27 protein-coding genes and 1 other annotated feature are annotated in these 23,148 nt (G+C 42.3%); of the genes, 18 read left to right on the top strand and 9 right to left on the bottom strand.

The window, feature by feature from the left end; genetic code table 11:
* Positions 1-144 precede the first annotated feature (144 nt).
* The 5 genes from ylbD to ACE4RR_RS02550 all read left to right on the top strand — a co-directional run bounded on the left by ylbD (position 145) and on the right by ACE4RR_RS02550 (position 2,238).
* Entirely contained in the window at positions 145-525 is a 381-nt protein-coding gene (gene ylbD / locus ACE4RR_RS02570) for a spore coat protein YlbD (RefSeq protein WP_375533827.1), read from the top strand.
* Positions 526-540: 15 nt separating this feature from the next.
* A complete protein-coding gene (locus ACE4RR_RS02565; protein WP_375533826.1) occupies positions 541-765 on the top strand; it encodes a YlbE-like family protein in 225 nt (74 codons plus the stop codon).
* A gap of 65 nt (positions 766-830) precedes the next feature.
* Positions 831-1,214, top strand: a complete 384-nt coding sequence (locus ACE4RR_RS02560) for a hypothetical protein (protein ID WP_375533825.1) — start codon at positions 831-833, stop codon at positions 1,212-1,214.
* Positions 1,215-1,272: 58 nt separating this feature from the next.
* Positions 1,273-1,719, top strand: coding sequence for a YlbF/YmcA family competence regulator (locus tag ACE4RR_RS02555; protein ID WP_375533824.1), 447 nt, complete (start codon positions 1,273-1,275; stop codon positions 1,717-1,719).
* An 84-nt stretch (positions 1,720-1,803) separates the two neighbouring features.
* A complete protein-coding gene (locus tag ACE4RR_RS02550; protein ID WP_375533823.1) occupies positions 1,804-2,238 on the top strand; it encodes an SRPBCC family protein in 435 nt (144 codons plus the stop codon).
* A 159-nt stretch (positions 2,239-2,397) separates the two neighbouring features.
* Here the strand turns inward: ACE4RR_RS02550 and cbpB are convergent, their stop codons facing one another.
* Together cbpB and ACE4RR_RS02540 are read right to left on the bottom strand one after the other, a co-directional pair.
* Entirely contained in the window at positions 2,398-2,844 is a 447-nt protein-coding gene (cbpB, locus tag ACE4RR_RS02545) for a cyclic-di-AMP-binding protein CbpB (RefSeq protein WP_375533822.1), read from the bottom strand.
* A 228-nt stretch (positions 2,845-3,072) separates the two neighbouring features.
* Positions 3,073-3,381 (bottom strand): MerR family transcriptional regulator, encoded by a 309-nt coding sequence (locus tag ACE4RR_RS02540; protein ID WP_375533821.1) that lies wholly within the window; start codon positions 3,379-3,381, stop codon positions 3,073-3,075.
* Between the two features lie 207 nt (positions 3,382-3,588).
* Here ACE4RR_RS02540 and ACE4RR_RS02535 point away from each other — a divergent pair, with 207 nt between their 5' ends.
* Complete coding sequence (locus tag ACE4RR_RS02535) at positions 3,589-3,915, top strand: ArsR/SmtB family transcription factor (RefSeq protein WP_375533820.1); 327 nt, start codon at positions 3,589-3,591, stop codon at positions 3,913-3,915.
* A gap of 45 nt (positions 3,916-3,960) precedes the next feature.
* Here the strand turns inward: ACE4RR_RS02535 and ACE4RR_RS02530 are convergent, their stop codons facing one another.
* Positions 3,961-4,860 (bottom strand): cation diffusion facilitator family transporter, encoded by a 900-nt coding sequence (locus tag ACE4RR_RS02530; RefSeq protein ID WP_375533819.1) that lies wholly within the window; start codon positions 4,858-4,860, stop codon positions 3,961-3,963.
* Between the two features lie 172 nt (positions 4,861-5,032).
* Here ACE4RR_RS02530 and bioB point away from each other — a divergent pair, with 172 nt between their 5' ends.
* From bioB to ACE4RR_RS02510, 4 genes are all read left to right on the top strand, one after another.
* On the top strand, positions 5,033-6,037 hold the full coding sequence (bioB, locus tag ACE4RR_RS02525) for a biotin synthase BioB (RefSeq protein ID WP_375533818.1): 1,005 nt from the start codon (positions 5,033-5,035) through the stop codon (positions 6,035-6,037).
* A 215-nt stretch (positions 6,038-6,252) separates the two neighbouring features.
* Entirely contained in the window at positions 6,253-6,819 is a 567-nt protein-coding gene (locus ACE4RR_RS02520) for a nitroreductase family protein (RefSeq protein ID WP_375533817.1), read from the top strand.
* Between the two features lie 17 nt (positions 6,820-6,836).
* Positions 6,837-7,172: a hypothetical protein gene (locus tag ACE4RR_RS02515; RefSeq protein ID WP_375533816.1), complete on the top strand. Its 336-nt coding sequence runs from the start codon at positions 6,837-6,839 to the stop codon at positions 7,170-7,172.
* A gap of 183 nt (positions 7,173-7,355) precedes the next feature.
* Entirely contained in the window at positions 7,356-8,723 is a 1,368-nt protein-coding gene (locus ACE4RR_RS02510) for an aspartate kinase (protein ID WP_375533815.1), read from the top strand.
* Between the two features lie 115 nt (positions 8,724-8,838).
* Here the strand turns inward: ACE4RR_RS02510 and ACE4RR_RS02505 are convergent, their stop codons facing one another.
* The 4 genes from ACE4RR_RS02505 to proB all read right to left on the bottom strand — a co-directional run bounded on the left by ACE4RR_RS02505 (position 8,839) and on the right by proB (position 13,307).
* Positions 8,839-9,675, bottom strand: coding sequence for an ion transporter (locus ACE4RR_RS02505; RefSeq protein WP_375533814.1), 837 nt, complete (start codon positions 9,673-9,675; stop codon positions 8,839-8,841).
* Between the two features lie 400 nt (positions 9,676-10,075).
* Positions 10,076-10,915, bottom strand: coding sequence for a pyrroline-5-carboxylate reductase (gene proC, locus ACE4RR_RS02500; protein WP_375533813.1), 840 nt, complete (start codon positions 10,913-10,915; stop codon positions 10,076-10,078).
* A gap of 11 nt (positions 10,916-10,926) precedes the next feature.
* A complete protein-coding gene (locus tag ACE4RR_RS02495) occupies positions 10,927-12,186 on the bottom strand; it encodes a glutamate-5-semialdehyde dehydrogenase (RefSeq protein ID WP_375533812.1) in 1,260 nt (419 codons plus the stop codon).
* Positions 12,183-13,307 carry a glutamate 5-kinase gene (gene proB, locus ACE4RR_RS02490; protein ID WP_375533811.1) on the bottom strand — a complete coding sequence of 375 codons (1,125 nt, stop codon included), beginning with the start codon at positions 13,305-13,307 and terminating at the stop codon, positions 12,183-12,185. Before proB ends, ACE4RR_RS02495 begins: the two co-directional genes overlap by 4 nt.
* A gap of 47 nt (positions 13,308-13,354) precedes the next feature.
* Positions 13,355-13,571, bottom strand: a binding site (T-box leader).
* 116 nt (positions 13,572-13,687) lie between these two features.
* Between proB and ACE4RR_RS02485 the strand changes: the two genes are divergently transcribed.
* The 5 genes from ACE4RR_RS02485 to coaD all read left to right on the top strand — a co-directional run bounded on the left by ACE4RR_RS02485 (position 13,688) and on the right by coaD (position 17,580).
* Positions 13,688-14,464: an SDR family NAD(P)-dependent oxidoreductase gene (locus ACE4RR_RS02485; RefSeq protein WP_375533810.1), complete on the top strand. Its 777-nt coding sequence runs from the start codon at positions 13,688-13,690 to the stop codon at positions 14,462-14,464.
* A gap of 103 nt (positions 14,465-14,567) precedes the next feature.
* Entirely contained in the window at positions 14,568-14,849 is a 282-nt protein-coding gene (locus ACE4RR_RS02480) for a YlbG family protein (RefSeq protein WP_375533809.1), read from the top strand.
* Positions 14,850-14,957: 108 nt separating this feature from the next.
* Positions 14,958-16,154, top strand: coding sequence for an MFS transporter (locus tag ACE4RR_RS02475; RefSeq protein ID WP_375533808.1), 1,197 nt, complete (start codon positions 14,958-14,960; stop codon positions 16,152-16,154).
* A gap of 288 nt (positions 16,155-16,442) precedes the next feature.
* Complete coding sequence (gene rsmD, locus ACE4RR_RS02470) at positions 16,443-17,099, top strand: 16S rRNA (guanine(966)-N(2))-methyltransferase RsmD (protein WP_375533807.1); 657 nt, start codon at positions 16,443-16,445, stop codon at positions 17,097-17,099.
* Entirely contained in the window at positions 17,092-17,580 is a 489-nt protein-coding gene (coaD, locus tag ACE4RR_RS02465) for a pantetheine-phosphate adenylyltransferase (RefSeq protein ID WP_375533806.1), read from the top strand. The genes rsmD and coaD overlap by 8 nt, the downstream gene beginning before the upstream one ends.
* A gap of 14 nt (positions 17,581-17,594) precedes the next feature.
* Here coaD and ylbJ read toward each other — a convergent pair whose 3' ends face one another.
* A complete protein-coding gene (gene ylbJ, locus ACE4RR_RS02460; protein WP_483860796.1) occupies positions 17,595-18,821 on the bottom strand; it encodes a sporulation integral membrane protein YlbJ in 1,227 nt (408 codons plus the stop codon).
* Between the two features lie 147 nt (positions 18,822-18,968).
* Between ylbJ and ACE4RR_RS02455 the strand changes: the two genes are divergently transcribed.
* The 3 genes from ACE4RR_RS02455 (at position 18,969) to ACE4RR_RS02445 (ending at position 21,703) form a co-directional block, all read left to right on the top strand.
* Positions 18,969-19,772 carry a patatin-like phospholipase family protein gene (locus ACE4RR_RS02455; protein WP_375533805.1) on the top strand — a complete coding sequence of 268 codons (804 nt, stop codon included), beginning with the start codon at positions 18,969-18,971 and terminating at the stop codon, positions 19,770-19,772.
* The gene (locus tag ACE4RR_RS02450) at positions 19,759-20,817 is read left to right on the top strand and encodes a SepM family pheromone-processing serine protease (RefSeq protein ID WP_375533804.1); all 1,059 of its coding nucleotides are present in this window, start codon (positions 19,759-19,761) and stop codon (positions 20,815-20,817) included. The genes ACE4RR_RS02455 and ACE4RR_RS02450 overlap by 14 nt, the downstream gene beginning before the upstream one ends.
* Before the next feature lie 328 nt (positions 20,818-21,145).
* Positions 21,146-21,703, top strand: a complete 558-nt coding sequence (locus ACE4RR_RS02445; protein ID WP_375533803.1) for a cupin domain-containing protein — start codon at positions 21,146-21,148, stop codon at positions 21,701-21,703.
* A gap of 154 nt (positions 21,704-21,857) precedes the next feature.
* Here ACE4RR_RS02445 and ACE4RR_RS02440 read toward each other — a convergent pair whose 3' ends face one another.
* Complete coding sequence (locus tag ACE4RR_RS02440; protein ID WP_375533802.1) at positions 21,858-23,081, bottom strand: nucleotidyltransferase; 1,224 nt, start codon at positions 23,079-23,081, stop codon at positions 21,858-21,860.
* Between the last annotated feature and the right edge of the window lie 67 nt (positions 23,082-23,148).

Raw genomic sequence — 23,148 nt, 5'->3', positions numbered from 1 at the left:
ATTCCCGGCGGCACTCGCAAACATCAAGTGATGCACAGAATTAGGTAAATCTTTATAGTAAATTTTTATTTGCTGGTATTTGGGCGAACGCAGAGAAGGCGGATGCGTATAATATCAGCAAAGCTATCAGTGGAGGTGTAAGCTATGAGTGGGGAACAATTACCAGCGTCTATCCAGGAATTCCGTACATTTATTCTTAATCATCCGGGGCTTATAAAAGAAGTCCGCAGAGGACAGCGTGATTGGAACAGTCTTTATCAGGATTGGATTATACTTGGGGAAGATCATGAAGAGTGGAAGGAGTTCTTGGGCTCAGAAAATGCAGCAAATGGTTCTGCTGTTTCCAGTGATTCGATGTCTCAGATAATGAAAGCGCTGAGTCAGATTAACGTCCAGGAACTTCAGCAGCAATTGTCGCAATTCAGCGGAATGATGGGCAATGCACAAAGGGTACTCCAGCATTTTCAAAAACCGTCCGCTCCTCCTCGTCCGCCGCGTGATCCTTTTTCATTCAGAGGATTTTAAAAGGAGGAGGCTGCCTTGCACGCACATATTTTTCAAAATATCCAAAACAAACCAGAATACCGCTCTTACCTGAGGCTGCATCCGGTATGGTACAGAAGACTAAATAAGCACCCTGAGGATCTTCCGGCTTTTATTAATGAAGCTAAGCAATATCACGGCTTAACTATTCCGCAGCGGATTGAGCGATGGCAGAAGAATGCTGAAATGGCAATGATGCTGCTGCAATTAATGAAAAATTAATCTTGTGCATGTTTAAAACACCCTCTTTTACCACACAATATTTAAGGTAAAGGAGGGTGATTTTCTTGAGTGTAGTCAGCAGATACTTTTTGGCAGTAATTGCTGTTTTTTTATTAACTGGAGCAGCAGGGTACGCGGACGCATCAGAAAATGATGATTGGAATGCAATTGAGGAAGAATCATGGACATTAAAATATAAAGTTCAGAATGATAAATTGTTCGTGGAGTGTGTGCTGCCTTCTTTTTCTCTGCAGCCGCAGAATAAAGGCGGAGATGGGTACCTGGCAGTGGAAGTGAACAGAACGAGAGCGGCTGAAATGAATAAAGCAGCATTTGTTATGAAAGGACTTCCTTCCGAAAAATATGAGATAAGTGTGACCCCGGTTTCGTATGAGGAAGAATTCGAAGAGAACTCCATTACATTTACTGCGGGAGAAAAGGAGAAATAAAGAAAATAATTTTTTACGATCGGCAGGCCCGTGTTATACTAAACATGGAGGTGCTTACATGACTACTATCATTTCGACACCGGTAGATCTGCTGGATGAATCGACGGCTGTCGGACAGATCATTCTTCAATCAGAGATTTATATAGATTATAAACATGCACGTGCTCAGCTGAAAGAAGATGAGGAGGCACGGGATTTAATAAATAGTTTTGCGGAATGGAAGGACAAGTATGATGATGTCCAGAGGTTTGGTAAATATCATCCTGATTATAAAACCATTTCAAAACAGGTAAGAGTAGTGAAAAGAGAAATGGACCTGCAGAAAAGCGTGGCAGCTTATAAAAAAGCTGAAAAAGAGCTGGAGCAGCTTTTAAATGAAATTTGTGCAGAAATAGCGGGAGTTGTTTCACCAACCATTAAAGTTCCAACAGGAAATCCATACTTCGATAATTCGTCCTGTGGCAGCGGGGGCTGCGGAAGCGGCGGAAGCTGCGGCTGCAGCTGACATAAAAACCAGGCCATTCCGGCCTGGTTTTGCTTTTAGAATCGGAGGGTACAGATTGATTACGTTTCTAAAAAGGAGACCCATATGTTTAAAAGCAATTTTACAGCTCAAACCATCGTCGCCGCGCCTTTGGAAGAAGTATGGGAATTTTTCCAGAACCCTAAAGCACTTGAAAGCTTAACAACTTTTCCTCAAGTGTTAGTTATCTCTCCTTCAAAAACAGAAGAGGGAGCTTTAATTACACTCGAGATTCAGTCAGGATTTTTTTCATTGGAATGGACCTCAAGAATTACAGAAGTCAAGGAACTCAGCCGATTTGTTGATGAAGGACTCAACATTCCTTTTCCTTTTATTTCGTGGAAGCATGAACATTCATTTCAGGATTTTGGAGATTTCACAGGAATTGCCGACAGTGTCACGTTTTCCAGCTATTTGCCTGCTTTTCTTATAAAACTTGGTTTAAAGCGAATGTTCCGGGATAGAGGCATTGCTGTAAAAAAACATTTTTCTATAAAATAATAGGGTGGAGTTCCGTACCCATTTGAAACCGAAAAGCTGGTCCTTGCAGCAAACTATAAAAATTTTAAAATTACCATAAAAAAACCAGCTCCCTGCAATAAGAGGCTGGTTTTTCCTTAATCATATTCGTTCTGGGCCAGCTTTCCTGCTTTACAATACTTAGGATTTGCTAAAGTAACGGTGAATCAGTGCAAGGATAGAACGACGTGTCATCAGGCCGATAAACGCCTTATCATCGTCTTCTATACAAACGAAAGGATGGTTAATCGACAGCATTAACGCTTTTCCGAATGTCTCGTCTTTATTCAATCTTGGGACCTTCGTTGTCATTACATCTTCAACTTTATAATCATGCAGTCGTTCCATTTCCATTCGTTCTATTCCAAGGATCGAATCAAGAATCTGGGCCTTACCTATCTGCCCGCACACTTTATAATCGGTATCAAGCACAGGTATCGCCGTATATCCGGATTTAATAAGAACGAGTAAAGCGTGATCGAGTGGGTTTTTCAATTGCACGTGTGCCACTCGTTCATGTGGAACCATAAGTTCCTGGATTTCGTTATCCATAACCTGGCTGTTCTTTAATGTTTGCAACAATGTCATCACTTTCTTTCTGAGAGTTAGTAAAAGCAGCAGAAAGTGGCCTCAAAAAGTTTTACCAACACTATATTAGTGCGGAAGGTGGTAATTGTCAAGATGACATGAAAACGCTTTCCTTTGGTTATTACAGCATTTTCGCTGCCATTCTTCGGTTATCAGGAAATTACTTTCAATTTTACCGGCATCTATTAAATACCCCTGTTTCATGTACTTAAACCATGCTCGTTTAAGTTATTTTCTCATATTAAATGCGGCGTTTAACTGACCTCGAAGCATTTTTTCACGAAGATCTTTATCCTTGAGTTTTTTCTGCTCCATCCGGCGAATTTCAAATGTCTGCATGCCGTCTTCCATTTTATCGGCGATATCGACAAGGCGTTCTACATCTCCAAAGGAATATTTTCTTGTACCGCCTTTGGTTCTCTCCGGGAAAATCAATTTTCTCTCTTCATAGTAACGAATTTTCCGCTCCGAAAGTCCTGTCAATTCACTAATAATTCCTATCGTGATTACTTTTTTATCTTTGTAAGAAGAAGACATACAAATGCGCTCCTTTGTCTGTTGTTTCAAGCATTTGTAAATAATATACCATAGAAAAAGAAAAATAAAAGCTTCCATGTAAGAAAAACTAACATCATAACGATAAAAATCTTACATTGAATATAAACAGGACGGAGGATTTCATTTTACGGTAAATTTCGGTATGCTATCGGTATTAATCATTATAATTATACAAGGAGATAGATGATGAAAAACGAAGATCATAAAGTACACATTGAAACAAAAGATTTGGATGAAGAAACGTTATTTATTGTGACTCAGACCTTCAAGGCTTTATCAGATCCAACAAGGGTGAGGATTTTATATTTATTGTCGCAGCGGGAATGCGCAGTATCGAAAATTGCAGAGGATCTATCACTTATGCAGTCTACAGTCTCCCATCAGCTGAGCTTTTTGAAAAATTTACGGCTGGTGAAATTTCGAAGAGAAGGTACCTCTATTTATTATTCTTTAGAGGACCAGCATGTTGTATCTCTTTTAAATCAATCGATTAATCACAGTCTTCACGATTAAAACCGCCTGACAATTTTGGCAGGCGGCTTACTTCACGGAAAATCTTCAGTTGCAGGTTTCATGCTTTTCGTGAGTGACGGTATCTCCTTCAACCTGAATTGTACTATGCTTAATTCTGAATTCTAAAGAGAGCATCTCGGATATGTCCTGTAAAAGCTGGTCACGATCTACCCTTGAATTAACGACGATATGGCAGGTAATAGTAGGAAAATCTGAAGTAATGGCCCAAACGTGTAAATCATGAATCCCAAGTACTCCAGGGAAGCTTTGAAGTTTTTCTTTTAACCCTGGGACATTAACATTAACTGGGTTACCTTCCATCAGCACGTGGACGGCATCCTTTGTAACCCTCCATCCGCTGATTAATACCAGGACTGCTACGATCACGCTGGCGACCGGATCAGCAATGCCCCAGTCGAACAATAAAATACAAAGAGCAGCGATAATAGCCCCCACAGAGCCGAGCAAATCTCCAAGGACGTGCAGAAAAGCACTTCTAACATTAAGGTTTTCTTTGTCCCCACGCATCAAAATAGATGCTGCAGCGATATTAATAAGCAATCCTAATGAAGCAATAATAAGCATCCCTGTGCTGGCCACTTCAGGTGGGGAAAGAAACCGGCTTGAAGCTTCGTAGAAGATAAATAGAGAAATCGCAATCAAAGCAATGCCGTTTAAGAAGGCAGCTAAGATCTCAAACCGCTTATATCCAAACGTTTTGCGGCTGTCAGCTTTCTTTTCTCCCAGTTTAAAAGCGAGAAGACTCAAGCCAAGTGCAGCAGAATCGCTTAACATATGACCGGCATCTGAAAGCAGCGCCAGACTGTTGGTCATAATCCCTCCAATTACTTCTGCCACCATAAATACTGAAATGAGTATAAAGCTGATTAATAAAGCCTTTTTATTTGTGTTATGAGAATGATTATGATCATGTCCATGCCCCATAAATAACACCTCGTTTACATTAATATATTCAATTCCCAAAGTTTCTATATATCATTATATGAGCACTTATGCATATTATCAACACCATCCTGTAAAAAATAATTGTACAGCTTACCGACTAATGTTAACCTAATAATGTATTTAGTTAACAATAAAGAGGAGGAAACTTTCAATGACAAAATTTACATACTGGATGGAGCTTGCGGACAGCGTTCTGCATGGAGAACATATATCAAAAGAAGATGTATTGTCGATGTTATCTGCTCCAGACCCTGATGTATTAGCCCTTACCAATGCAGCTTATAAAATTCGGTATCATTATTATAAAAATGAGGTAAAGTTGAATATGATTATTAATGCAAAAAGCGGACTGTGTCCGGAAGATTGTGGGTACTGTTCTCAATCCTCCAAGGCTGACACGGATGCTGAAAAGTACCCCCTGCTAGATAAAGATTCACTTGTGAAAGGTGCAAGAGAAGCTATGGAGAGAAAAGCTGGAACGTATTGTATCGTTGCGAGCGGCCGCGGACCTACTGATAAAGAAATTGATCATGTGGCGGAAGCAGTAAAGGAAATAAAAGGAGAAATGCCGCTGACTATTTGTGCCTGCCTCGGAATATTAAAGGATGGGCAGGCGGCCCGCTTAAAAGAAGCAGGGGTAAACAGGTACAATCATAATTTAAATACACACCGTGAAAATCATGATAACATTACGACCACCCATACATATGACCAGAGAGTAGAGACTGTCAATCAGTCTAAAGCTGCCGGCATTTCTCCATGTTCTGGTGTAATCGCCGGGATGGGGGAAACAGATGAGCAGCTTGTTGAAACATTGTTTGCCCTGAAGGAGCTTGATGCGGACTCTGTTCCGGTCAATTTTCTTCATCCCGTCCCAGGCACGCCACTTGAAAATATGAAAGGAGTCGCGCCTTTACTGGCTTTAAAGATTCTTGCAGCGGCAAGGTTTATTTTACCGGATAAAGAAATAAGAGTCTCTGGGGGCAGGGAAATAAATCTGCGATCTCTCCAGCCATTATCACTATATGCGGCAAATTCTATATTTGTCGGTGATTATTTAACAACTGGGGGCCAAAAAGTTAAAGAGGATCATAAAATGATTGAAGATATGGGCTTTCATGTGGAACTCGAACATCCTCTTGGAAGTGTAATGTAAATAGTAGAACATTTCTCACAGTCTGTTGGAAATTTTTCGACGGCCTGTTCTATTTTTCACGGCGGCAGTTGTGAAATTGACTTATGAATATCATACAAATATGAACAATATTGAGAATAAGCATTTTTTTCTGCCTTACTACTAGGAGAAATGCAGAATTTCAGCGTATAATACATAGGGAGAGAATTGTTTTCGGGAAAGGAAGGGAAGGCAGCATGGAGACAATGGAAACATTAAAAACGAGAAGAACGATCTATGATTTTAAAAAAGATCCAGTGGACCGGAGCATTATTGAAGAGGTCATACATTGCGCGGTATTAGCTCCAAATCATAAGATGACTGAACCATGGCATTTTTATGTAATTCAAGGAGATAGAAAAGAGCTTCTTGCAACACGGAGGAGAGAATTAAAATGGACAGGATTTCTTGATCAGGATTCAGAACGGGCTCAAAAAGCGGGTGAAAAAGCCTATCAGCAGATGGTGGATATTCCATGTGTGATTGCGGTAACTACACATCGTTACAGCGTTGATCCTGTCAGAGAGCGCGAGGATTATGCAGCGACCTCCTGCGCTATCCAAAATCTGATGCTGGCTGCATGGGATCGCGGAGTTGGCAGTAAGTGGGGAACGGGACCTCTCACTAAGGATAAGGAGGCTCGTGAGATTATTGGTATCGCTGAAGAGGAAGCGATTGCGGGCTTTCTTTTTCTCGGATATCCTGAAAAAATTCCACATCCTAAAAAACGTCATCTCAATGAAAGTATCACGTGGCTGACCTGATCAAGGAGTGAATGTTCATGCAAAAAGCTATTACGTTCAGTGTCATTATTTTATGCATGCTCATACTTGCAGGATTCGTTATTCCTGTTTCCATCAGTGCCCCGCCTGATACACGTGTTATTGTTGACCATACAAATGATACATATGCGAGCCCCTCCTGCTTTGACGAAGCAGAGATGACAAATTACCTTCAGGAAACAGAATTCGCTGAAGCGCAGGAGCTGGATTATGAGCCGGAATCCTATTGCTCAGAGCAGGCTATGACAGATGAGGAAACCCCCATTTTTCAGGCTCTTCTTAAAATAATGGGTATACAAGATACAAAATGGGCGGATGACGATATGCAGCATTAAATGGGATAACGTTCGAGGAATGTGCCATGTATGTTAAATAAGCTTCCCTCATTAGCAATAGTGCCTGACCTCTGTCATATAAAGCGGATAACACAAATTGTTATCCCGAGCACCATGTGATACGCTAGTGTTTGTGAAATTTTCGGACAAATTAGCCAAACGTATAGGAGATGGATGCTGAACATGAAGGTAGCAAAATTCGGGGGCTCGTCCCTGGCAAGTGCTGAGCAAATAAAAAAAGTAGTAGATATTATTACATCTGATACTGATCGACGGATTGTAGTTGTTTCCGCTCCAGGAAAAAGAAGTGATGAAGATACGAAGGTCACCGATCTTCTCATTCGGCTGGGGGAGGCTCAGTTGAAAAACGGTCATGCTGAAGAGGAGCTTGCTGCTGTTATAGAACGGTACCGGACGATTACACAAGGATTAAGCCTTAATGAAGACATTGTGAATACTATTGAAGATGATTTACGTTCACGGCTGGCATATCAAACCTCTAATGATGGACAATTTATGGACCAGATAAAAGCGAGCGGAGAAGATAATAACGCTAAAGTCATTGCCCGTTATCTGCAGAGTCTTGGAATTAACGCTGATTATGTTTCACCGGAGGAAGCGGGTCTATTTGTCAGCGATACACCTGGTAATGCACAGATCCTGGACGAAGCATACGACCATTTGTATAAGCTGAGGGAAAGAAAGGGCATCCTCATTATTCCCGGGTTTTTCGGATTCTCCAAGGAAGGGCGCCTTGTCACCTTTCCGCGTGGAGGTTCGGATATCACCGGTTCCATTGTCGCTGCCGGAATTAAAGCAGATCTTTATGAGAATTTTACAGATGTTGATTCCGTGTATGCGGCAAACCCGAAGGTTGTTGATAAGCCGGTGGCAATTAAACGGATGACTTACCGGGAGATGCGTGAGCTGTCTTATGCAGGATTTGCAGTTTTCCACGATGAAGCACTCATCCCAGCTTTTCGTAAATCAATTCCAGTTTGCGTAAAAAATACAAATAATCCTAAAACGAGCGGCACTATGATTATTTCTAAAAGAGAATATTCTTTAAATCCAGTGATTGGGATTGCCGCAGATAAAGGCTTTAGTTCCATCTATGTTAGAAAATATTTAATGAACCGTGAAGTCGGATTCGGGCGCCGCCTTCTTCAAATCATTGAAGATGAAGGAATTTCCTACGAGCACATTCCTTCAGGGATTGATGACACATCCGTTATACTAGATGAGAGTCAACTTACTCCGGATAAGGAAGAGCGGATTATCGACCGAATTATGCAAGAACTGGACGCAGACGATGCTTATTTTGAAAAAGGACTGGCAATGGTTATGCTTGTAGGAGAGGGGATGCATGAAACAGTGGGGATTGCGGCAAGAGCATCTACTGCTCTTTCTGAAAAAGGAATCAACATTGAAATGATTAACCAGGGTTCTTCCGAGGTGTCACTTGCGTTTGGAATCAAAGAAAAGGACGTCAATGAAGCGATCCGCAGTATGTATGAAGAGTTTTTCAGTACAAAAGAAGTCTTACAATAAGAAACAACAGGCGCTCTGCGATCCAGGGCGCCTGCTTTTATTAGGAGATTTTGGCATGCAGGCGGAGAGGGAGGGTCAAGTCTCTTTGCAGACAATGAGTTCCGTACGCGTATTTTTAGCGAATATGACGGGAGGAGCGTTCTTCAAGCAGCAATTCTTTTAATTCCCTCACTTCATCCTTAAGTTTTCTCATATCCTCGTGCCTTTCTTTTTCCTTTTTATCCTCTGCCGCATTTTTTTCTTCTTCATTTGCTTTTTCCACGTTACTTACAATAACTCCGATAAATAAATTAAAGATCACGAATGTTCCAATCAGCACAAAGCTGACAAAATACAGCCATGACCATGGTGCTTCAGCGAAGATCGGCCTCATTACCCCGCTGGCCCAGGATTCAAGCGTGACTACCTGAAATAGTGTAAGCAGCGATAAAAAAATATCTCCAAAATGTTCAGGGGCGATATCACGGTACAGCATGGTGCCGAGCACTGCATAAATGTAGAAAAAGATACTCATCAAAAACATGATGTTGCCCAGCGATGGAATCGTCAGCAAAAGAGCATCCACCAGTCGGCGCAGGGAAGGGATGACGGAAATAGTTCTTAAAATTCTCAGCACCCTCAGCACCCTCAGAACAGTTACAAAATGTGCCCCGGCAAACAAAATTCCCGAAGCAACGATAAGAAAATCAAACCAGTTCCAGCTACTTTTAAAAAAGCTTCGAAAAGGTCTTGCCGCTATCATTCTCATGATAATTTCTATCGCAAATATGGTTAGAAGCAGGCGGTCGACAGCAAGAAACCACGTCCCATATTCTTTGTACATAGAAGGAATCGTCTCAAGTCCGACAATAACTGCATTTATTAGAATAAGTGTAATAATCGAATAGATAAAAGCAGGATGCTCGGTTATGACTGCGGTTGTTTCGCGGAAAGATTGTTTCATTGACGTCATAGCTCTCAGTTCACTCTCTCAAAATAGTATTTACACTGTCATCATTTTACTAGAAAACGATGAAACCGCAAATAATTCATATGACACCTTCGTGAATTCTTTTGCTTAGCGGGGCTGCCTCGTATAACTTAAAAAGAGCCGGAGGGACATAGAGAATAGAAGCAGTCGTGATTATTGCTGGAGCTGTACTGGCCGGATGAAGCGCGCAGCTGGGCTTAAAATCGAGGCCAGTAGTTGAATAATGGTGGGGTGGATGGCACACTCAGGATGACTGTACTGAGATGGTATATCTGCATAAACTCGCAAGCACTTTGGAACGATTAACCTTATGAATGGATAGTATAAAAAAACTTGGCCTCAAGCCAAGTTTTTTTTAAATGGTTTTGTCCCTTCTTCATTATTATTTCGAGGAAGAGCTCTGTGTAATAGAGCCAAGCTCTTTTGATCGTTTAATTGCTTCTTTAATACTATTTTTAAAGTGCTTTTGCACATGGTGCTTCTTTAATACCGAAAATGCAGCTTCCGTAGTGCCGCCAGGGCTCATTACTTCTTTATAAAGTTCCTTTGTTGATTTTTCCGACTGTTTTAACCGGCGGGCAGCACCTGCGAGTGTTTGAATGATTAATTCCTTAGCTTCAGTTTCAGAAAGGCCGGATTCCTTAGCGGCCATCTCCATTGCTTCAGCAAAATAATAAAGATAGGCAGGACCGCTGCCGGAGAGGCCGGTAACCGCGTCCATTTTGTCTTCCTTCAAAATGGTAACTGTACCTACAGCTGAAAATAATGCCTCAGCAAGCTCCATTTGATGGGCACTTGTGTAATAGCCGTGGCTGAGAGCGGTGGCTGAAGCGCCGACCTTGGCGGAAGTATTCGGCATTGCCCGGATTACTGCCGGCCTGTTTGAAAACAATTGTTCCAGATAACTGGTAGAAACCCCGGCAAGGACAGAGATAACCACATGATCAGAGTGGATAAACTCTTTAATTGCTGCCGCACTTTCCTCTACATGCTTTGGTTTCATTGCAAGAATGATAATGGAGGCATCAGATAGAGCTCCCTGTTTATTTGTTGTTGTTTTAACGTGATATCTCTGTTCAAGATAAGTGAGACGCTGCTGTCTGCTTTTGTTTGTAACGATAATGTTACCAGCAGGGACAAGCTGTTCCGCAAGCAGACCGCCAATAATAGATTCTGCCATAGAGCCTGCTCCTACGAAAGCGAGCGTTTGATTGTGAAGCATGCTTTCCCCTCCTATTCCTTAATCTGGCCGGCGCCTTCTACTAGATATTTCGAAGACGTGAGTGCTTCAAGTCCCATTGGACCGCGGGCATGCAGCTTTTGAGTGCTGATTCCTATTTCCGCGCCGAAGCCAAATTCAAATCCGTCGGTAAAACGGGTGGAGGCATTATGATAAAGTGCTGCCGCATCAAGGTGCTGAAAGAAGAACTGTTTATTTTCTTCGGATTCTGTTACGATCGCTTCTGTATGACCGGTGCCATAAGCTTTAATATGCGCCACAGCATCTTCTGTTGAATCTACAGTTTTCATGGCAACTTTCAGATCCAGAAATTCATCACTGTAATCTGCCTCTGTTACAGGCTTAACAGAAGAAGAAAGGGCCTGGAGTTTTTCATCTCCCCTTATCTCCACGCCGTGATTTAAAAGAGCGTTAATAAGCTTTTCTCCGTTTTTGGAAAGCCAGGCGTCGTGTATGAGAATAGTTTCTGCAGCATTGCAAACGGACGGCCGCTGGGTTTTTGCATTTACAGCAATAGAAACTGCCATTTCTGTCTGTGCGCTTTGATCGATAAAGACGTGACAGTTGCCAACGCCTGTTTCAAGAACGGGTATCGAAGACTGCTTTACTACCGTTTGAATCAGACCAGCACCTCCGCGCGGAATCAGCACATCAAGATACTCATTTAATGTGAACATGACAGCTGCAGCTTCTCTGGATGTATCTTCCACAAGCTGGACTGCGTCTTCTGTAATCTGTTTAGTCTGCAGGGCTTTATGGATAGAATCGACAATTGCTTTATTTGAATGGTAGGCAGAAGAACTGCCGCGCAGTAATGCTGCGTTTCCTGTTTTTAAGCACAGTGCAGCAGCGTCAGCTGTAACATTCGGACGTGCTTCATAGATAATTCCTATCACTCCGAGCGGGACCCTCACCTGTGAAATGCTTAATCCGTTCGGCCGTTTCCAGTCTGAAAGTTTTGAACCGATCGGGTCAGAAAGAGAGGCGACCTGCCTGAAACCATCAGCCATACCTTTTATTCTTTCTTCTGTCAACTTCAGCCGGTCCAGAAGTGCTTCACTAAGATCATTGTCTTTACCGGTCCGCAGATCTACTTGATTTTTTTCAAGAATTACATCAGTGTCCTTTTCGAGCTGATCTGCCATTTCCAGAAGTGCTTCATTTTTCTCTCGTGTGGAAAGCAGCCCGGTTAACGCTGATGCCGCTTTCGCTTTCTTTGCCTGCTGCTCCAAGGTCAAAGTAATAGTGCTCATTTTTCGATCCTCTCCTTTATGGATTGTACCCACTCATCCCGGTGTATAACTTCTTCTCTTTCTGTCATAATCATTGATGCTGCTTCTGATGAAGATTTTCCTTTAATATTTTCAAGCTCGGCAGCGGACATATTTACAATACCTTTTCCGAGCAGTTTCATTTTTAGATCCGCCACTTCCACGACAGCGCCGCTTTCAAACGATCCGGTAATTTTAGTAACACCGGCAGGCAGAAGACTTTTTCCTTTATGGAGAAGTGCTTCCTTCGCACCGTCATCAATAGTAATTCTTCCGGAGGGAAGAGAATGCAGAGCGAGCCACTGCTTTTTGCTTTTTAGAACGAATTTACCTGGAAATCCGATATACGTGCCATCCCCTTTGCCGGATAAAATGTCCACCAGCTTCAATGGGCCTGAGCCCATTCCAATGAATGTACGGAGGCCGAGTGACAGTGCTGTTTCTGCTGCCTGCAGCTTCGATTTCATTCCCCCCGTACCGGCGCTCGATCCGGCGTCGCCCGCCTGCGCAAATAATTCCGGTGTAATTTCTGAAAGAAAATGATACCGTTTCGCCTGGTGGTGTATCTTTGGATTGGCATCGTAGATTCCATTTATGTCTGTTAAAATAATTAAAGAGTCTGCATGAATCAAGCCTCCAACAAGAGCGGAAAGCATATCGTTGTCGCCAAAAGTGAGCTCGTCAACAGCGATCGAATCATTTTCATTGATAATGGGCAGTACATTGCGGCGTAATAATTCGCTCAGTGTTGAATATGCATTTTGATACTGAGTATGATTTGAAAAATTACTTCTAGTCAGCAGGATCTGTCCTGTTTCAATTCCAAACGAATGGAAGGCTTCCGTATAGGCCTGCATTAAATGCCCCTGACCAACCGCTGCAGCTGCCTGTTTCCCGGCCAGGGTCACAGGCCTGCTGGGGTAGCCAAGCCCGGAAAAACCTGCCGCCACCGCACCGGAGGAAATTAAAATAACCTGATGCCCGTGCCTGCGCAATTCAGCGATAGAGGCGACATAATCGCTCAGCTTATCATGGCTGAGACTTCCGTTTGTATTTGTCAGTGAACTGCTGCCTATCTTAACAACGACACGCTCTTTTTTCATCGCTACCACCTGTTTCTTGAGAATAAAAAAATTCTTCTGTCCTCGCTCAAAAGGACGGAAGAATTCCGCGGTGCCACCTTTGTTGAAGTAAAGAAGTGATTCCTTTACTTCCACTCATATCCGTAACGTGGTAAACGGTCAGAATACTGGCCTGACAGCTCCTGGGCAGGTTCAAATGTGATCTGTCCTGCAGAACTTTTCAGCCGGGAGTTCTGCTCTCTGTTGGAGACCGGACATTTTACTATTCCCAATCAACGCCATTATTTCATATCTTTACATAAATGAATTTCTTCATATTTACTTATTAACATATTATGTGTTTAAAACAGCGGTTTTGTCAAGAAAAGATAGGCAGGATCCGCAAAGGAGTAATCATTATCATGGCAAAGAAAATACTTATCACGGGAGCTTCAGGCGGCATTGGAAAAGCAGTGGCTTATCGGGCTGCATCAGAAGGCTATCAGCTGATACTTACAGCAAGACGAAAAGAAAAGCTCGAAGAATTAAAATTTGATTTAGAAAAACAGGGAGCATCGGTAAATGTAATTCCATCCGATATATCCAGTTCTGCCGGAGCAGAAGCTCTTATGGAGGAGGTTTACCAGGACGAGGGGAAGATTGATGTTCTTATAAATAATGCAGGAATAGGCTACTTTGAAACAATTGAGGCGATGGAAAGCAAGAAGGCAGTGAAAATGATGGAAATTAATGTACTGGCGATTTTTTATTTAACTAAAGCGGCGCTGCCAAAAATGAAATCCCAAAAAAACGGCCATATTATAAACATTGGATCCTTGGCAGGAAAAGTGGCTACACCAAAAGCCTCGATCTATGCAGCTTCCAAGCATGCTGTGATTGGTTTTTCAAATGCACTAAGAATGGAAGTAAAACCTTTTGGCATTCATGTTTCCGTTGTTAACACCGGACCGGTCCGTACTGAATTTTTTAATAAAGCAGATCCCGGCGGTACCTATGAAAAGTCAGTGGAAAAATTTATTATCGAACCGGACAAGCTGGCAGAAAGAATTCTCCTGCTCATTGAGAAGCCCAAACGCGAGCTTAATCTTCCCTGGTGGATGAATTTATTAGCTAAAATGTATCTGCTTTTTCCATCTTTTATAGAACGGAGCGGACATAAGCAATTAAATAAAAAATAACTGTAATTATATTATGTAAACTAAGTGAGGCTTTTACTCTAGTTGCCGGCAGCACTGCTGCATGCTAGACTAATGTTAAATAGGAATAAAAGGAGAAGAATTTATGTATCCTGAGAGAATTGGAATGGCGGTGTGGCTCCGTTCCACAAAACAGGTGCGCCATCTCCGCAAGCACGGAGTCGTGCACTACGTATCCAAAAATATGAAATATGCTATTCTATACTGTAACTCTGAAGATGCAGAACATACGCAAAAAAAACTTGAGGGCCTGTCGTTTGTTGAAAAGGTTGAACAGTCGATGAAACCTTATGTAAGCACAGAATTCAGCGGTCCGGTATATCCGCGAGAAAAGGAAAAATCTTTTGATTATAATATGGGATTATAGCCTGCTTCCGGCAACGGAAGCGGGTTTTCCTATTCTATAAAAAGCTTCTCGGTTTGTTTCGCTTGTCGAAGTATAATATAATAAAGGAGTAGAAAGAAGGGACGTTCGATGAAGGGCTGGAAAAAAAATCTATATATACTAGTCGTTTCTCAATTCACCGTTATGGCAGCCATGACAATGATCATCCCGTTTCTCCCGTTATACTTGCAGGAACTCGGCGTTACTGATCCAAAGGCTTTAAATATATGGGCTGGCCTTATATTTGGAATTAATTTTTTAAGTGCTTTTATTGTCTCACCGTTATGGGGAAAGCTTGCGGACAGGCACGGCCGCCGTTTAATGGTGCTGCGGTCCGGGTTTGGAATGTCAATAGTGATGATTTTAATGGGATTTGCAACAGGCCCCTGGAGCCTGTTCTTTTTTAGGCTGTTAAACGGGACAATATCTGGGTTTATCCCAGCTTCCATAGCTCTAGTTTCTACCAACACTCCGAAACAGCATGTCGGCTATGCACTTGGGATTCTGCAGGCAGGGGCAGTCGCGGGGGGGATCTGCGGCCCGTTGTTTGGAGGCTTAATGGCAGAAATTTTTGGATTTCGAACTATTTTTAATATCACAGGAATTGGGCTTGCGATTGCCGCTCTTACAGTGCTGTTTTTTGTGAAAGAGGATTTTAACCCGCCGGTTAAAGAGGAAAAAACGAGTACCTGGCAGGACTTTAAAAAAATAGCTTCTGTACAGCCGATCCCGTTCATTTATGTGGTCGTTTTTATTATTCAATTTGCGTTAATTGGAGTAAATCCACTTGTTTCCTTATTCGTTGAGGAACTCAGTGGCGGCGTAAACAGTGCGTTTTTTGCAGGTCTGGCCGTCTCTTCCATGGGGTTCGCCAATATGCTTGCCTCGCCTGGACTCGGAAAATTGAGTGACAAGAAAGGAGCCCAATATGTATTAATAATATCTCTTGTCGGAGCTGCTTTTTTTTCTATTCCACAAGCATTTGTGAGTGAACTGTGGCAGTTAATAGTGATGCGATTTTTTATTGGCTTGTGTCTTGGCGGGCTGCTGCCTGCAGCAAATACTTTGATTCGCCAGCTTGCTCCGGAAGGAATGGAAAGCAGGACGTACGGGTTTTCTAACAGCTTTTTGTTTTTAGGATCGATGCTCGGGCCAATTGTTGGCGGCGGCATTGCAGCAGCGTTAGGAATACAGGGTCTATTTCTGTTATCAAGCATTATGCTGTTGATCGCCGTTGCTGTGATGCATAATCAAGTGATTCCGAGACTTCGTGACGGCAATAACTAAAAAAAAGCTGTTCCTATAGAGGAACAGCTTTGTCCGGATAAACCGGACGATGGGAGAGGAGAAACCGGAGGAAGAGCTTATGGGGAAACGTAAGCCTTCTCCGCGGTTGTCAGCAACATGGATTCATGCTGCTGTTTGAAAGTATGCACCTATGTCCTTCTATTTATACATGAAAAATCATTTTTTACTTTAAGAAGGTTACAACACATCAAAGTAACAAGAAAAAAGCAGATGTTTAGGAGATTTTGAGAGAGAAACTACATTCTATTTCCTTCGTTTTGCCTGTTTATGTTAGATTATGATAGGATTACGTTAGCAGCCGGCCGCTGTGGTAAAATTCCGGCAAAAAAGGAAGATGTCACGTTGCGAATAATTTCGGGGAAGAATAAGGGCAAAGTGATAAAAGCAGTTCCAGGGATGAAAACCCGCCCCACTTCTGATAAAGTGAAGGAAGCAGTTTTTCATAAAATTGGCCCTTACTTTGATGGCGGCGCTGTTTTGGATCTGTATGCCGGCACAGGAAATCTCGGCTTAGAAGCTCTCAGCAGAGGCTGTGATTCTGCCGTATTTATTGATAAATCCGCTGCCGCATTGAAAACCATTAAGCAAAACATTCATTCCTGCTCATGGCAGGATTGCACTGAAGTATATAAAAATGAAGCAGGAAGGGCATTAACCCAGCTTGGAAATCGAAAAATAAAATTTGATCTTATTTTTTTGGACCCTCCTTATGCACATCAGCAGATTGAAAACATTGTAGAAAAAATCTCAGCTGCAAATCTGTTAAATCTCCATGGGATGGTTGTTTGTGAACACCAGAAAAATATTGAATTTCCAGAGAAAATTGATGGTTTGTATAAAAAAAGCGAAGATCACTATGGAGACACTGCCGTTACAATATATACCACTGATGGAGAAACAGGAAGGAGCTTACCCGATGCCTAGTGTTGCAGTTTATCCAGGGAGTTTTGATCCGGTAACAAATGGTCATCTTGATATTATTGAAAGAAGTGCAAGAGTATTTGATAAAGTAGTCGTTGCAGTATTGCATAACCGCAATAAGGTACCACTATTTTCGGTGGAAGAACGGGTCCAGTTATTAAGTGAATCCATTGCTCATATTCCAAATACAGAAGTTGATGCGTTTAATGGACTTTTGATTGATTACATAAAAGAAAAAAATGCAAATACGATTGTCCGAGGTCTGCGAGCGGTTTCTGATTTTGAATATGAAATGCAGGCGGCTTCCATTAATCGAAAACTTGATCCTTCCATTGAAACGTTTTTTATGATGACAAACAATCAATATTCGTATTTGAGCTCAAGTATAATCAAAGAGGTCGCAAAATACGAAGCCGATGTCAAGGACCTGGTTCCCCCTGTCGTAGAAAAAGCGTTGATGAATAAATTCCATGCACCATCATGATGTGCACGCCCGGTTCAATTAAACCGGGCTTTTTTATTTTTAAAATAAAAATAACAACTAAAACAGGCATATAGGAGAAAGCAGCTAATTGTAAAAAATGGGCCGAACGTTTTGAATAGCTCGAGACTTGTCAGCAGGAATTTTTCTGAGAGATGGATTAATTCTTCATTTTGCTGAAAAGCCGGCATTTCAGTTCTCGCTGCATAGAGCGGTTTCCATAATAAAAATGTAAGTACAACTGCCAGACACCCATGTAGAATTCTGGCAAAGAAAAATGGCGTAAAACGTATATCAGTTTCTGCTAATAAACTTGCTACCTGGGCATGAACGGAAAAGCCGCTGAAGCCAAGAATAAATCCTACAATAACTGCCTGCTCGAATAAATCTGTGTTCAAATCTGCAACGAGCTTACTTCCGACTGTGATCTCGAATAAACCAGATACCCATGGCCAGGCGAGCTCGGCCGGATAATGAAACGTAGAAAGTAATAAACCAGGGAGCAGTGCCAGAACATCGATCATATTAGTCAGATGCAGGACTTCGTACAAGACGGAAAATAAAATAATAAAACCGCCTATCATGAGAAGTGTCTGAATGGAACGGGTAACGGCATCCCCCAGCTTTTTTCCAAATGGCCTTGTATCGCTTTGCTGTTCTTTCAGCAATTCCTGAAAGGCACCGGACAGGCTGTACGAGTATCTCATCGGCTCGGTCGGACGCGCATTTATTTTGTAAAATCGCATGCACAGTCCCACGATTAAATTTGATAAATAGTGAACAATCGCAAGCAGAATGCCGAGTTCTGCATTATGAAAAAATCCGACAGCGACAGCACCGCAAATAAATAAAGGATTAGAGGAATTCGTAAAGCTGACGAGTCTTTCCGCTTCTTCTTTTGTCAGTTTATTTTTTTTGCGGAGCTCTGCTGTGAATTTTGCACCGGAGGGAAAGCCGGAAGCCAGCCCCATTGCCCAGACAAAGCCTCCACAACCGGGGACATTAAACAGCGGGCGCATAAGAGGCTCTAATAAAATCCCGAAAAAATGCACGATGCCAAAGGCAATAAATAATTCTGCTGTAATAAAAAATGGCAGAAGCGATGGAAAGACAACCTCCAGCCACATGTTTAAACCGTTGCGGGAAGCTTCTACAATATGTTGCGGGTAAGATATGAGACAAATGGCGAAAAAAAACAGAAAAATAACCATTCCGCTCATACGTAACGTATCTGCTTTTATCAATCACTTGCCCTCCTGCACAAAAAATAAGTATTATAGTAAAGGAAATCGGCCAGGCCTTTATCATGAATATGCTCTCACGGACATAGATAATACAACGAGTATTATTAACAGTCGCTTGTTCACTTTAACGTGAATGGAGGGAACGGAGTGAGTGAATCCAGGCCGAAGATTGGTCTTGCACTAGGGGCCGGAGGAGCGAGGGGACTCGCGCATATTGGAGTGCTCGAGGTTTTTGAAAAACATTCAATTCCGATCGATGTCATTGGTGGCAGCAGTATGGGGGCACTTGTGGGGTCCTTGTATGCTGTCGGGCATTCACCAGAAACGCTGGCAAGGTTTGCAACACTGTTTAAAAGCAGGCTTTACGTTGATTTTACGCTGCCAAAAATGGGACTGATACAAGGTAACAGAATAAAAGAGCTGATTCGCATGCTGGCTAAAAAGAAAAATTTTGAAGATTTATCTTTACCAGTGATCGCTGTAGCAACGGACCTTCACAGCGGCGAAGCAGTGGGAATTGGAACCGGCCCTGTTGCTGATGCTGTGCGGGCAAGTATTTCTATTCCAGGTGTTTTTGTGCCTGAGGAGTGGAACGGATTGACCCTTGTTGACGGAGGGGTGGCGGAAAGAGTACCTGCAAATATTGTCCGCGGCATGGGAGTGGATTTAGTTATTGCTGTAGACGTTGCTTACTACAAAAAGGAGCCTGCGATTGATACGATCTATGATGTTATTTTACAAAGTATGGACATTATGGGCAGAAACCTGACAAAATATAAAGAAATGGACGCGGACATTATTATTAAACCTATCTCGGTATATTACCGCTCTGTCAATTATGATAACTCGAATGCTATTATCGAGGCAGGGAGGCTTGCAGCGGAAAAAAATATATGTGAAATTAAAGAACGGATGCATAACTGGAAGGAGAACGGACATGAAGACAACTAGAGCGGCAGGGAAAAGAGGCTGGATATTTTTAATCGTTCTGCTTCTTCTATTGCTTATCAATCAAATTCCACTGCCCTATTATTACGCTCAGCCTGGAGAGGCAACCGGTCTACACGAGGTCATAAATGTTGAAAACGCGATAGAGGACCAGGGTGAATTTTACTTAACCACAATTCGGCAGCGCCGCGCTAATATACCATTATATCTCTGGGCTCAGGTTTCTCAATATCGAACAGTCACACCAACTGACTCCTTTCTCATGGAAGGAGAAACGGACGAAGAATATTTTCACCGACAGGATATGATGATGGAAAGCTCCCAGGAGGCTTCGAAAATAGTAGCGTACCAAAAAGCTGATAAGGAATATAACGTAGATTACCTTGGCATTCGAGTATCTGAAGTAATTCAGGGGATGGATGCAGAGCATCACCTGAAGGAAGGAGATTTAATTCAGGAGCTCGATGGTGAATCGTTACAGACTTTAGAGGAAATGAATGAGCTGCTCGCTGATAAAGAAGCAGGAGAAGAAGTTGAGCTGACGTTAACGAGGGATGGGGAAACGCTTACTGAGACGATAAGTATTGATAATTTTCCAGAGGAAATGGATGACAGCGGACGGGCGGGGCTTGGACTTCTCTATCCATATACATACCGCGACATAACCTTTAATCCAGAGGTTGCGATTGAAGCGGGAGCGATAGGGGGTCCCTCGGCCGGGTTAATGTTTTCACTGGAAATCTACAACCAGCTGCTTGATGAGGATGTTACCAGAGGTCAAAATATAGCCGGCACCGGCAGTATTGATGAAGAAGGTAATGTGGGTAGAATTGGAGGAATTAAACAAAAAATCGTAGCAGCGGATAAATCCGGAGTAGATGTCTTTTTTGCCCCTGATGACGAGCAGGCATCACCTTCTAATTATGAACAGGCAATGGAAGCGGCAGAAGACATTGATACTGACATGAAAGTAGTACCTGTAAAGACTTTTGATGACGCGGTAGAATTTCTTGATTCAAAAATGAGCGCAGTAAAGACCAAGAATTAAGCATAAAATCAGGTTCTTCTACCGAGGCCACTGAAAAACTGATGGATTTGAAAAGTTTTTTTCTTAAAAAGCGGTCTGAGTGGAATTTAGTTTCCATACAGACCGCTTTTCATCTAATTTCAAGACGTTTGTAGCCTCTATTTCTTCAATACTTTAACAGCTCGTTCAGATTAGAAAGGACTTTTTCAGTGGCCTCATTTCTACCCGGATTCTCTTTTTGTGTTGGTCGTTTGATGGTATGAAGGTAGATATATACGATAAACAAAGTACATTCCCTGGGCATTCATCATAGGATAATTTATAAATGTGAGAAGGGAATGAATCATACATGTACTGCTGTAGGTGTAGAAATCCATATTACGTTAATGTCCCGCCATCACACTATGGGGGGCAGCCGGTATTCTGGCCTCCTCAAATATCAGGATATGCAGATCGATTTTCCCAGAGACAATTGTTAAATGGAAGGGTTGAACGCAGAGATTATGGAACAGAGCCATTTGTTGTAAATATTGATGAGGCAGCTAAAAGAAACAATACATTTCGCAGCGCCTTATGGACGGGGGAACATTTACAAGTTACTTTAATGAGTATCAATGTGGGAGAAGACATTGGCTTAGAAGTTCACCCTGAAGTTGATCAATTCCTGCGTATTGAAGAAGGACAGGGGATAGTTCAAATGGGGGATACGAAAGACAATTTAAATTTTATACGAAGAGTAAGTGATGATTTTGCAATCATGGTACCAGCTGGAAAATGGCACAATTTAACTAATACGGGCAATAAACCACTCAAACTTTATACTATCTATGCCCCGCCTGAGCATCCATTTGGAACAGTTCATCAAACAAAAGCAGATGCCATCGCTGCTGAAGAACATCATGAATAATGGATTTTTGTTTTAAAATAGTTATTAATAGAAAAAAACTTTCCCATCATTTTCCCTCTGCGTTGTTTATCATGCTCCCCGCCTTTGGATGGCGGGGAGGCTATAAAATTGTAATATCCACAAATCCTTCATTTCCTCGTTTTATTCATTCTGATTAATTCTCAGGCATCACCGGGGGCAGCCTATAATCCTCCTGCCAGCATTTAATCCGTCCGGGAGGGGGGAGAGGCTGAAAATAGGCCCTCGCTGCTTTTTCATTTAATTTCATCTGCGGAGTTTTATCGCCTGTCATCTGGGAATGAATAGGAATATCCACCTTTTTTTTGACGAGGTTTAAGTAAGCCTGACCCTTTTCATTCATTCCAAGAAGGCGAATATGATCAGCCCGGCCCGATTTTAATGAAATTGCAGCTTCCTTCTTTAGTGTTCCAGTTAGCAGCTGAGTGCAGATGCGCTGAATTCTGGTCCATGTATATCGTTTCGTTTTTACCGCTTTCATAAACGAAGTAAAACTCTCTTGCTGCAATGCTGCTTTCTTTAGACGGTACTGCAGGCCTTCCTCCATTTCGTAATGTCTTTCCAGCTCCTCAACAGTCATGACAGCCAATTTTCCCTGCAGATATGGATAGTATTTATCCCACTCATAAAAAAACTCTCCTTTTTCCTGATAATCTTGAAGAATTGAAAAGGTGGAGAGAGGAATAGTGGGAGCCACATCTTCCAGTGGTTTATTATCTTTAAGGAGAGAACGGCGAATACTTGTGGCGCTTGCGATTGAATGGGCGGATATATCTGTTTCATGATAACCGGAACCGGTCCTTGCAATCGTTTCTACTTTCATATTGCTTTGCAGTGAGGTGATAGCTTTAATATAATAATAGCCTAGAATATTGTTAGGCTGGCTGAGATCGGGCAGAGACTGAGCAGGTCCCAGTTCTTGAAAAGCAAGCGCAGCCGCCTTAGGATAACTGCATCCTTCTTTCGTGTAATGCTTTATCCATTTATCGTAAGTGTATTGATGCTTCTCTAAGAATGTCTGCAGCTCCATAAATGGGGCAATCTCCCCATGCTCACTCCCAAAGGAGAGAACATCAGCAAAAAGACTGTCGAGAACGGAGACCGCGCCCTGAGCAAACCAGCCGGCATGCTGACTGGAAAATATATAAGGAAGCTCTACGACAAGATCAGCTCCGCCGGCAAGAGCCATTTTTGTTCTTTCACGCCTCGGCATAAACGCGGGCTCTCCTCGTTGAAGAAAATAGCCGCTCATTACGCAGATAACGATGTCAGCATTTGTTTTTTCTTTGGAAGACTGGATATGATAGTAATGACCGTGGTGAAAAGGGTTATATTCTACGACAAGTCCAAGTGCCTTCATTTGGGGCTTCCTCCCTCTCTTCATTTGATTCCGCTTTTACGGATGATTGATGCATGTTATCATGATG

Origin of the sequence: Alteribacillus sp. HJP-4 (assembly GCF_042139015.1) — a bacterium.
GTDB lineage: Bacteria > Bacillota > Bacilli > Bacillales > Marinococcaceae > JBHIKY01.
The sequence above is the reverse complement of the archived record's forward strand: the minus strand, read 5'-3'. Positions and strand labels throughout refer to the sequence as shown.

Coding starts and splice junctions, on each gene's coding strand:
- ACE4RR_RS02520 (WP_375533817.1), top strand. CDS start 6,253: ATGGAGACAATGGAAACATTAAAAACGAGAAGAACGATCTATGATTTT.
- proB (WP_375533811.1), bottom strand. CDS start 13,307: ATGAAAAAAGAGCGTGTCGTTGTTAAGATAGGCAGCAGTTCACTGACA.
- ACE4RR_RS02535 (WP_375533820.1), top strand. CDS start 3,589: ATGAAAAACGAAGATCATAAAGTACACATTGAAACAAAAGATTTGGAT.
- ACE4RR_RS02495 (WP_375533812.1), bottom strand. CDS start 12,186: ATGAGCACTATTACTTTGACCTTGGAGCAGCAGGCAAAGAAAGCGAAA.
- ACE4RR_RS02515 (WP_375533816.1), top strand. CDS start 6,837: ATGCAAAAAGCTATTACGTTCAGTGTCATTATTTTATGCATGCTCATA.
- ACE4RR_RS02505 (WP_375533814.1), bottom strand. CDS start 9,675: ATGACGTCAATGAAACAATCTTTCCGCGAAACAACCGCAGTCATAACC.
- coaD (WP_375533806.1), top strand. CDS start 17,092: ATGCCTAGTGTTGCAGTTTATCCAGGGAGTTTTGATCCGGTAACAAAT.
- ACE4RR_RS02540 (WP_375533821.1), bottom strand. CDS start 3,381: ATGTCTTCTTCTTACAAAGATAAAAAAGTAATCACGATAGGAATTATT.
- ACE4RR_RS02450 (WP_375533804.1), top strand. CDS start 19,759: ATGAAGACAACTAGAGCGGCAGGGAAAAGAGGCTGGATATTTTTAATC.
- ACE4RR_RS02480 (WP_375533809.1), top strand. CDS start 14,568: ATGTATCCTGAGAGAATTGGAATGGCGGTGTGGCTCCGTTCCACAAAA.
- ACE4RR_RS02440 (WP_375533802.1), bottom strand. CDS start 23,081: ATGAAGGCACTTGGACTTGTCGTAGAATATAACCCTTTTCACCACGGT.
- ACE4RR_RS02550 (WP_375533823.1), top strand. CDS start 1,804: ATGTTTAAAAGCAATTTTACAGCTCAAACCATCGTCGCCGCGCCTTTG.
- bioB (WP_375533818.1), top strand. CDS start 5,033: ATGACAAAATTTACATACTGGATGGAGCTTGCGGACAGCGTTCTGCAT.
- ylbD (WP_375533827.1), top strand. CDS start 145: ATGAGTGGGGAACAATTACCAGCGTCTATCCAGGAATTCCGTACATTT.
- ACE4RR_RS02555 (WP_375533824.1), top strand. CDS start 1,273: ATGACTACTATCATTTCGACACCGGTAGATCTGCTGGATGAATCGACG.
- ACE4RR_RS02445 (WP_375533803.1), top strand. CDS start 21,146: ATGTACTGCTGTAGGTGTAGAAATCCATATTACGTTAATGTCCCGCCA.
- rsmD (WP_375533807.1), top strand. CDS start 16,443: ATGTTAGATTATGATAGGATTACGTTAGCAGCCGGCCGCTGTGGTAAA.
- ACE4RR_RS02510 (WP_375533815.1), top strand. CDS start 7,356: ATGAAGGTAGCAAAATTCGGGGGCTCGTCCCTGGCAAGTGCTGAGCAA.
- ACE4RR_RS02475 (WP_375533808.1), top strand. CDS start 14,958: ATGAAGGGCTGGAAAAAAAATCTATATATACTAGTCGTTTCTCAATTC.
- ACE4RR_RS02485 (WP_375533810.1), top strand. CDS start 13,688: ATGGCAAAGAAAATACTTATCACGGGAGCTTCAGGCGGCATTGGAAAA.
- ACE4RR_RS02530 (WP_375533819.1), bottom strand. CDS start 4,860: ATGGGGCATGGACATGATCATAATCATTCTCATAACACAAATAAAAAG.
- cbpB (WP_375533822.1), bottom strand. CDS start 2,844: ATGACATTGTTGCAAACATTAAAGAACAGCCAGGTTATGGATAACGAA.
- proC (WP_375533813.1), bottom strand. CDS start 10,915: ATGCTTCACAATCAAACGCTCGCTTTCGTAGGAGCAGGCTCTATGGCA.